The organism is Planosporangium mesophilum (assembly GCF_016863255.1).
GTDB classification, from domain to species: domain Bacteria; phylum Actinomycetota; class Actinomycetes; order Mycobacteriales; family Micromonosporaceae; genus Planosporangium; species Planosporangium mesophilum.
The window spans coordinates 1-8,689 of sequence record NZ_BOON01000071.1; the positions used below are offsets into that span (position 1 = coordinate 1).

The 8,689-nt window shown below is 70.0% G+C and carries 7 protein-coding genes and 1 pseudogene; 3 read left to right on the forward strand and 5 right to left on the reverse strand.

What is annotated here, in order from left to right:
• Nucleotides 1-38: 38 nt before the first annotated feature.
• Both Pme01_RS29055 and Pme01_RS29060 read left to right on the forward strand, forming a co-directional pair.
• On the forward strand, nucleotides 39-713 hold the full coding sequence (locus Pme01_RS29055) for a TetR/AcrR family transcriptional regulator (protein ID WP_239088526.1): 675 nt from the start codon (nucleotides 39-41) through the stop codon (nucleotides 711-713).
• A 235-nt stretch (nucleotides 714-948) separates the two neighbouring features.
• Complete coding sequence (locus tag Pme01_RS29060; RefSeq protein ID WP_203935952.1) at nucleotides 949-2,313, forward strand: MFS transporter; 1,365 nt, start codon at nucleotides 949-951, stop codon at nucleotides 2,311-2,313.
• An 85-nt stretch (nucleotides 2,314-2,398) separates the two neighbouring features.
• Here the strand turns inward: Pme01_RS29060 and Pme01_RS29065 are convergent, their stop codons facing one another.
• From Pme01_RS29065 to Pme01_RS29085, 5 genes are all read right to left on the reverse strand, one after another.
• Nucleotides 2,399-3,388 (reverse strand): ABC transporter permease, encoded by a 990-nt coding sequence (locus Pme01_RS29065; protein WP_239088527.1) that lies wholly within the window; start codon nucleotides 3,386-3,388, stop codon nucleotides 2,399-2,401.
• A 6-nt stretch (nucleotides 3,389-3,394) separates the two neighbouring features.
• Nucleotides 3,395-4,897, reverse strand: coding sequence for a sugar ABC transporter ATP-binding protein (locus Pme01_RS29070; protein ID WP_203935953.1), 1,503 nt, complete (start codon nucleotides 4,895-4,897; stop codon nucleotides 3,395-3,397).
• 4 nt (nucleotides 4,898-4,901) lie between these two features.
• Nucleotides 4,902-6,080: a levoglucosan dehydrogenase gene (locus Pme01_RS29075; RefSeq protein WP_168118042.1), complete on the reverse strand. Its 1,179-nt coding sequence runs from the start codon at nucleotides 6,078-6,080 to the stop codon at nucleotides 4,902-4,904.
• A gap of 77 nt (nucleotides 6,081-6,157) precedes the next feature.
• Nucleotides 6,158-7,303, reverse strand: a complete 1,146-nt coding sequence (locus tag Pme01_RS29080; protein WP_203935954.1) for a substrate-binding domain-containing protein — start codon at nucleotides 7,301-7,303, stop codon at nucleotides 6,158-6,160.
• 91 nt (nucleotides 7,304-7,394) lie between these two features.
• On the reverse strand, nucleotides 7,395-8,219 hold the full coding sequence (locus Pme01_RS29085; RefSeq protein WP_203935955.1) for a sugar phosphate isomerase/epimerase family protein: 825 nt from the start codon (nucleotides 8,217-8,219) through the stop codon (nucleotides 7,395-7,397).
• Between the two features lie 101 nt (nucleotides 8,220-8,320).
• Between Pme01_RS29085 and Pme01_RS29090 the strand changes: the two are divergent.
• Nucleotides 8,321-8,689: pseudogene (locus tag Pme01_RS29090) on the forward strand (winged helix-turn-helix domain-containing protein); the annotation flags it as partial.

Here is an 8,689-nt window from a genome sequence, read left to right on the forward strand (position 1 = left end):
ACAGTGGGACCGACATATCCGTCAGGAGAGGAGCCCCGGTGGGCGCATCGCTGTCCAACGCCGCGCCGGCCGACGGTACCCTCGGCGGTCCCGAGCGGCAGCGTGACGCCGAGCGGACCCGGGCCGAGATCCTCGACGTCGCCACCAGGGAGTTCGCCGACAAGGGCTACAGCGGAGCCCGGGTGGACGAGATCGCGGCCAAGACCCGCACCACCAAGCGGATGATCTACTACTACTTCGGCGGCAAGGAACAGCTCTACGTCGCGGCCCTGGAGCGGGCGTACACCGTGATCCGCTCGATAGAGCAGGAACTCGACGTCGAGCACCTCGATCCGCTGGACGCGATCCGGCAACTGGCCGAGCTGACCTTCGACCACCACGAGTCGCACCCGGACTTCATCCGCCTGGTCAGCATCGAGAACATCCACCGCGCCGAGCACATCGCCACGTCGTCGACCCTGTCCAGCCTGGCCAACCCGGCGCTCGACGTCCTGGCGCGCATCCTCGAACGGGGCCGCGCCGCCGGGCACTTCCGTGGCGACGTCGACGCTCTCGACGTACACATGATGATCAGCTCGTTCTGCGTCTTCCGGACGGCCAACCGGTACACCTTCAAGGCGATCTTCGACCGGGACATGCTGGACCCGGCGCGCCGCGAGCACTACCGCCAGATTCTCGGCGACATGGTCCTGGAGTACCTGACCGCGCGCTGACCCTCTCCCGCCGCGCCTCTTGACAGGTGACGGCTGTCACCCCACTATCTGCCTTGTTAACCCGAAGCTACCTAACTGTTTCGTTCATTAGCGTCCGATGCCCGTCGGGTCGGGAGACCCCCGCGCCGATCGGCACCGGTCCGCCCGCCGTCCCGGCAGTGCCGTACCCCCGGCACCGGCGGCCACCCGGCGCACCCCCAGGCCCCGTACCACAGCGTCAACCCAGGAGCATCCCGTGACCGATCACCCAGCCGGCCCCACCGCGGGAACCGCGACCCGAGAGGGCAAACCCCGGAAGGCGGCGCTCGCCGCCTGGATCGGGAGCGCCCTGGAGTACTACGACTTCTTCATCTACGGCACCGCCGCGGCGCTGGTCTTCGGCCAGATCTTCTTCCCCAAATCCGCCCCGGCGACCGGGACGCTGCTGGCGCTGGCCACCTTCGGCGTCGGCTACCTGGCCCGCCCCGTCGGCGCGTTCATCCTCGGACACGTCGGTGACAAGTTCGGCCGGAAGCGGGTCCTCGTCTTCACCCTGATCCTGATGGGCGTGTCGACGTTCCTGGTCGGCTGCCTGCCCACCTACAACCAGCTCGGCGCGGCGGCCCCGGCCCTGCTGGTGGCGCTGCGGCTGCTTCAGGGTCTGTCGGCGGCCGGCGAACAGGCCAGCGCGAACTCGATGACCCTGGAGCACTCCCCGCAGCACCGCCGCGGGTACTACACGAGCTTCACACTCAACGGGACACAGGCCGGCCAGCTGCTCGCGACCGCGATCTTCCTGCCGATCGCCGCCCTGCCGAAGGAGCAGCTGCTCAGCTGGGGCTGGCGGGTTCCGTTCTGGCTCAGCGCCGTGGTCGCGATCGTCGGCCTCGTCATCAGGCGCAAGCTCGAGGAGACGCCCGTCTTCCAGCAGGCGGTCGAGAACAACGCGGTGGCCAAGCTGCCGCTGGCGGTGCTGTTCCGCGACCACTGGGCCGACGTGCTGCGCGTGGTGGCGGCGGCGGTGATCGCCTCGGTGAGCACGATCTTCACGGTCTACGCCCTGTCGTACGCGGTGAACACGGTCGGGCTGAACCGGTCGACCATGCTGTGGGTCGGCGTGCTCGCCAACGCGGTGGCCCTGCTGGCGATCCCGCTGTGGGCGATGCTGTCGGACCGGATCGGACGCAAACCGGTCTTCATGACCGGTGCGGTCGGCTGCGCCGTACTGATCTTCGCGTACCTGTGGTCGATCTCCTCGGCCAACTACGCGTTGATCTTCTTCTTCGGCGTCCTCATGCTCGGGGTCGTCTACAGCGCCGCCAACGGGATCTGGCCATCGCTCTACGGCGAGATGTTCAGTACCCGGGTCCGGCTGTCGGGCATGGCGATCGGGACCCAGATCGGTTTCGCGATCGGCGGCTTCTCCCCCAGCATCGCGACCGCCCTCGCCGGCCCCAAGGGAGACAACTGGATGGCCGTCGCCCTCTTCACCGCCGCCCTGTGCGCGATCCCCACGATCGCGGTGGCCACCGCCCGCGAGACCTACAAGGTGCCCACGGAAGACCTCGGCGTGAAGCCGGGCCAGGCCGCGTCCCCGGCAACGGTCACCGCGCCGGCCTGACTCGGGTGTACCGCGCCCGGCCGCTCCGTGCGGCCGGGCGCGACCACCGCCGAACTGTCCGCCGCACACGCCCGGGTACTCGCGGCTACCGGCGTCTGGCCAGCGCCACGGCGAGGATGATGATGGCGCCCCGGACCACCTGCTGCTGGCTGACGTCCAGCCCGGCCAGGATCAGGCCGTTGTTGATCAGCCCCATCAGCAGCGAGCCGAACAGCGTCCCGATCACCGCGCCGCTACCGCCGAACAGGCTGGTCCCGCCGAGGATCACCGCGGCGATGACGGAAAGCTCGTCGCCGGCGCCCCACTGGAAGCGCCCGGAGTGCAGCCGTCCCGCGTAGAGCATGCCGGCGACGCTGGCCACCACCGACGACATCACCAGTACCGTGAACTTGATCCGGCGGGTGTTGATGCCGGTGAACTCGGCCGCGATCCGGTTGCCGCCGGTGGCGAGGACCCGCCGACCGAAGCCGGTCTTGTTGAGCACGACCGCGCCGACGGCGACGAAGACGACGGTCCAGACCAGCAGGACCGGCAGGTTGCCGATCTTGCCGGACCCGAAGACGGTGTTGAAGGTGTCGTCGAGGATCGGCTGCGGCGCGGAGGCGGTGATCCACATGGCGACGCCGGAGGCGATCCCCAGCATGCCGAGCGTCACCAGGAATGACGGGATGTTCAGCAGCGTGACCAGCCCGCCGTTGAGGATCCCGACCGTCAGCCCGAGAGCGAGGCCGGCCAGCACGCCGGGTACGAGGCCGGCGCTGTCGATCGTCATAGCGGTGACGACGCTGGCCAGCCCGGCAACCGAGCCGACCGACAGGTCGATCTCGGCGGACGCGATGACGAACGTCATCGCCACCGCCATGATCGAGATGGTCGCGGTCTGCCGGAAGATGTTGAGCAGGTTGTTGCCGCCCAGGAAGCCGCTGTCGTGCAGCAGCACGGAGAAGAAGGCGAACACGACCACGAACGCGATGTAGATGACGTACGAGTGCCAGTCCGAGCGGCGGACGTGCTCCATGATGGACACACGCGCGGTATCGGACGCGGCGGACGGGGATGCGGTCGGTGCGGTCACGGTCGATCAGACTCCCTGGATAGCCATCTGCAGGTGCTCCTCGTCGGGGATGTCACGCCGGTCCAGTTCCCGGTCGACGGCTCCGGCGCGCAGCACGACGATCCGATCGCTGACCGCGAGGAGTTCCGGCAGTTCCGAGGAGATGACGATGATCGCCTTGCCCTGGTCGGCCAGGTCCCGGATGGTGGTGATGATTTCGCTCTTCGTACCGACGTCCACCCCGACCGTCGGCTCGTCCATGACGAGCACCTCGGGGTCGGTGGCCAACCACTTGGCGATCACGACCTTCTGCTGGTTGCCCCCGGAGAGCAGGCGTACCGGCCGGCCCGCGTTCGCCACCCGGATGCGTAGCCGGTCGATGAGCGACCGGGCGGTCTCGCTCCCCCGGCGGTCGTTCAGCAGCGGCCCCCGGCTCAACCCGGGAAGGAGCGGCAGCAGCAGGTTGTCCCGGACCGAGTGATCCAGGACGAGGCCCTGTTCGCGGCGGTCCTCGGGGATGAGCGCGATGCCGGCGGCCATCGCCGCCCGGGGGCTGGTGAGGTCGACCGGCCGGCCGTCGACCAGCACCTGCCCGGCACGGGCCCGGTCGATGCCGAACAGTGCCCGCGCCAGTTCGGTACGGCCGCTGCCCATCAGCCCGGCCAGGCCGAGGACCTCGCCCCGGTGCAGGGTCAGGGACACGCCGCGTACCCGTGGCCCGGCGCTCAGCTCGCGCAGCTCCAGCACCGGGGTGCCGGACCGGTCCACGGTGCGTTCCCGCCAGGCGAACGCGTTCTCCATCCGGCGGCCGATGATGTGCTCGATGAGCTGGGCGGGGGTGACGTCGGCGAGCGGCGCGGTGACGACCCGGCGGCCGTCGCGCAGCACGGTGACCCGGTCGGCGACCCGGTACACCTCCTCCATGCGGTGGCTGATGTAGATGACGGAGATGCCGGCCGCCTTGAGCCGGTCGACGAGCGCGAACAGGGCCTCGGCCTCGTGGCGGGCCAGGCTCGCCGTCGGCTCGTCCATGATGAGCACGCGGGCGTTCTGGGCCAGCGCCTTCGCGATCTCGGTGAGCTGCCAGTACGCGGTGCTCAGCGAGCCGACGGTGGCCCTCGGGTCGACGTCGACGCCCATCTGGGCGAAGACCGCCCGGGTCCGGCGTACCACCTCGCCGTCGTCGACCAGGCCGAACCGGCCACGGGGCTCCCTGGCCAGGAACACGTTCCGGGCCACGCTCAGCGTCGGTACCAGGCTGAACTCCTGGAACACCATGCCGATGCCGGCCGCCCTGGCGTCGTGCGTGGAGCCGAGGCGGACGTGGCGGCCGTCGACGCGGACCTCGCCGCCGTCCGGCGCGTACACGCCCTGCAGGATCTTCATGAGCGTGGACTTGCCGGCGCCGTTCTCGCCGAGCAGCGCGTGCACCTCGCCCCGGCGCAGGTCGAAGTCCACGCCGTGCAGTACCGGTACGCCGTTGAACGACTTGTGTACCGCCTCCATCTCCACGGCGAGCTGTTCACTCATGGCGTCAGCCCGCGTCCCGGTGGGGCACGTCGACCCAGCGGCCCGACTCCGCGGACGCCGTGATCGCGTCGCAGATCAGCGCCACCTGGTAGCCGTCGCCGAAGTCCGGACTGACCGGCGTCTTGTCGACGATGCCGCGCAGCAGGTCGTACGCCTCGATGATCTTCGTCTCGCCGTACCCGATGCCGAGCGCCGGGATCGGCCAGAGCCCGTCGCCGTACGGGTGCGCCGGTCCGGTGTAGACGGTGCGGAACCCGCGCCGGTCGCCGGGATCACTGGCGAAGCACACCTGCAGCTCGTCGCGCCGCTCGTAGTTGAAGTAGAGGGAGCCTTCGGTGCCGTGCACCTCGAAGGTGAGGAAGTTGTTGCGGCCGTACGCGTTGCGCGTCGCCTCGACGGTGCCGACCGCGCCGCCGCTGAAGCGCAGCATCGTGATCAGCTCGTCGTCGACGTCGACCGGCCCGCGGGGCGCATCCGTCATCCGGTCGGCGGCGCCCAGCTTGTCCAGGCCGCCGCCTCCGATCGGCCGGTCCGGGATGAAGGTACTGAGGACGGAGTTGACCGACGCCACCTCGCCGACGAGGTACCGGGCGATGTCGAGCACGTGGGTGCCGATGTCTCCGAGGGCGCCGGAGCCGGCGACGGACTTCTGGAACCGCCACGACAGCGGCGAGTCCGGGTCGGCCGACCAGTCCTGCAGGTACGTGCCGCGGAAGTTGAGGACCCGACCGACGGCGCCCTCGTCGATGTACTTGCGCGCCAGCGCGACCGCCGGGGTGCGCCGGTAGTTGAAGGCGACCATGTGCACGATGTCGGCGTCACGGACCGCGCGGTACATCGCGGCCGCCTCGGCGCCGGTACGGGCCAGAGGCTTCTCGCAGATGATGTGCTTGCCGGCGGCGGCCGCGGCGGCCGCGATCTCGGCGTGGAGGTTGTTGGGGGTGGCGATGTCGACGAGGTCGACCTCGGGGTCGTCGACGACCCGCCGCCAGTCGTCGGTCGAGCGCTCGAAGCCGAACCGCAGCGCGGCCTCGGCCGCCGCGTCGGCGTTGACGTCGGCGACGACCTTGCGGACCGGCATCGCGGGCGCCGGCCAGTAGAACATCGGCAGCGCCGCGTAGGCCAGGGAGTGTGCCTTACCCATGAAGCCGGCCCCGATGAGCCCGACGTTGACGGTACGCACCGCGCTCCTCCTCTCGCTGTGATGGTGAGATCCCGGTCCGGCCGCCCGGCGTCGTCGCCGGGCGGCCGGGCGACCGGCTACTTCTTGTACGAGTTGGCGACGTTGGCGGGCGCCGGCTGGTGGTAGACCTGCTGCCACGCCTCCAGGACGTTGGTGTGGTCGACCGGCAGTGCGTTGAGCGCCACGTACGGCGGGGCCTGCTTGCCCAGCAGCCCGTACGCGGCCAGGTTCGCCTCGGTCACGCCCTGGTCGAACGGGCGCTGCGCGCCGAGCCCCTTGACCAGGGAGTTCTGGGCCAGGGCGATGGCGACGTTGGTACCGAGGTCCTCGGTGGTGATGGCGAGGTCCTCGCGCCCGGCGGCGCGGGCCGCGGCCATGACGCCCTCGGCCGGCACGTCCCACACCGCCCAGATGCCGGACAGGTCGGCGTGCTTGGTCAGCATCGCGTTCGCGGCGGCCTGCGCGTCACCGGCGAAGTCCGGCCCGGCGATGCCCTTCTCCTCCACGATCTTGATGTCCGGGTAGTCCTTCTGGATGGTCGCCTTGAAGCCGTCGTACCGCTGCTTCGTCACGAAGAAGTCGGCCTGGTGGAAGATGGCGCCGACGGTTCCCTTGCCGCCCAACGCCTTGGCCATCTCGTGCGCGGCGACCACGCCGTTGCCGTAGTTGTCGGCGGAGACCACGCTGACGTAGTCGGTGCCGGCCTTCATGCCGCTCGGCACGTTGTCCATGAACACGAGCTTCACGCCCGCCTTCGCCGCGGCCTGGTACGCGGTGGCGGTGGCGACCGGGTCGGTCGGGATCGACACGATGACGTTGGGCCGCTGGCTCAGGACGGTCTCGATGTCCGAGACCTGCTTGTCCGGTTTGAAGTTCGCGTCGGTCACCGCGACGACCCCGATCCCGAGCTCCGCGAAGCGACTCTTCAGACCGGCGACCTGCGCGGTCGACCAGTCGTTGCCGCCGTAGTGCATGACGATGGCCGCCTTGGCGTTCATCGCCTTGACCTTGGCCAGCTCGTCGTCGGTGAGCTTGATGTCGGCGGCCGGTGACGGCGACTCGCCGTTCGGGCCCTTGCTCAGCACGGCTCCGGTACTGATCTGCTTGAGCGCGGCGTCCGCCGCCTCCGAGGTCTTGGTGTTGGATGTGCCGCCGCTGGAGCCGCTGCTGCAGCCGGTGGCCAGGAGCGCGGCGGCGAGCGCCGTCGCCAACGTTCGGGTCATTACGCGCTTACGCCTCATGGGCTTCTCCGAAGCAGGCCGCGAGTGGGGGGTCGCGGGGCGTGGACAAGAAGGTGGCGCGAGAAAGAAAGCGTCAGCCCAGCAGGCTGTCGAGGTACGCCTTGCTGATGCGCGCCGCCTCGGCCGGGTCGCCGTCGTAGGAGTCGAGTTCGACGAGCAGCCAGCCGTCGTAGCCGGCCTCGCGCACGGCCGCGACGATGTCGGCGAAGTCGAGCGTGCCCTGCCCGAGCGGCAGGAACGCGAAGGGGTCGGGACGGTAGTCCTTGAGGTGTACGTGCCGGACCCGGTCGGGGTACCGGCGGATCAGCTCTCCCGGGTCTCCCCCGCCGGCGGCGAGGTGCGCGGTGTCCGGGCAGAACCCGATCCGCGAGCGAGCCATGATTGTGTCCAGCTCGTCGGGGCTCTCCACGATGGTGCTCAGGTGCGGGTGGTAACTGGCGACCAGGCCGTGCCGCTCGGCGATGTCGACCACCGTGTCGAGCGCCTTGCCCAGCCGGTCGTAGTCGTCGTCGGAGGTACCGGCGGCCCGCCGGGCGCCGCCACCGACCACGAGTTTCTCCGCGCCGAACGTGGCCGCCAGTTCGGCGGCCCGGTTCACCCGCCACAGCTCGTCGGGCAGGATGTCGGCGTAGATGAAGTTCGCTCCGGTGTAGACACTGACCAGCGTCAGCCCGGTCTCCGACAGCAGCTCACGCAGGGCCTCTGGCCGGTCAGCGAAGTCCGCCGCGTTGCCGTCGAACAGCTCGACGCCCTCGTACCCCGCCGCCGCGATGTCGCGCAGGGCGCGCTCGAGGTCGCCGTTGGCGCGGTAGAAGAGGTCCTTCACGCTGGTCACACCGGTCGGCTCTCCGATGACGCCGCCCCAGGTGATCGAGTGGTACCCGAGCTTCATGATCATCGCCCTTCTTTCCGGTACGCCGTATCTAATGCCGCCGATATGCAAAAGTCAATGGATTGACAACCGAAGTAATGTTGGCGGCGCAAGAAGGGGGACGAAGCATGAGCGAACCGGCGGAGCGGGCGCCGCTCGTATCCGAGCGGCTCGACAGCCTGGTCGCCGTCCTGGATCTGGTACGGGCCGGCGCGGCGGCGACCCGGCCGGAACTGGGTCGGCGGTCCGGGCTCGGTCGCACCGTGGTCGCTCAACGGGTGGCGGAGCTGATGGAGCGCGGCCTGGTCGGCGACGGCACACTCGGCCCGTCGACCGGGGGTCGGGCCCCGCGACAGTTGACGTTCCGTGCCGACGCCGGTCACGTCCTCGTGGCCGAGCTGGGCGCGACCGGGGTCGAGGTCGCGCTGGCCGACCTGTCCGGGCAGTTGCTGGCGCGGTGCGGAGAGCGCGGTGACATCGCGGCCGGGCCGGAGCGC

What these genes read in the sequence shown, in the direction of transcription:
- Pme01_RS29070 (WP_203935953.1), bottom strand. Translation starts at nt 4,897, where the DNA reads ATGAGTGAACAGCTCGCCGTGGAGATGGAGGCGGTACACAAGTCGTTC.
- Pme01_RS29080 (WP_203935954.1), bottom strand. Translation starts at nt 7,303, where the DNA reads ATGACCCGAACGTTGGCGACGGCGCTCGCCGCCGCGCTCCTGGCCACC.
- Pme01_RS29085 (WP_203935955.1), bottom strand. Translation starts at nt 8,219, where the DNA reads ATGATCATGAAGCTCGGGTACCACTCGATCACCTGGGGCGGCGTCATC.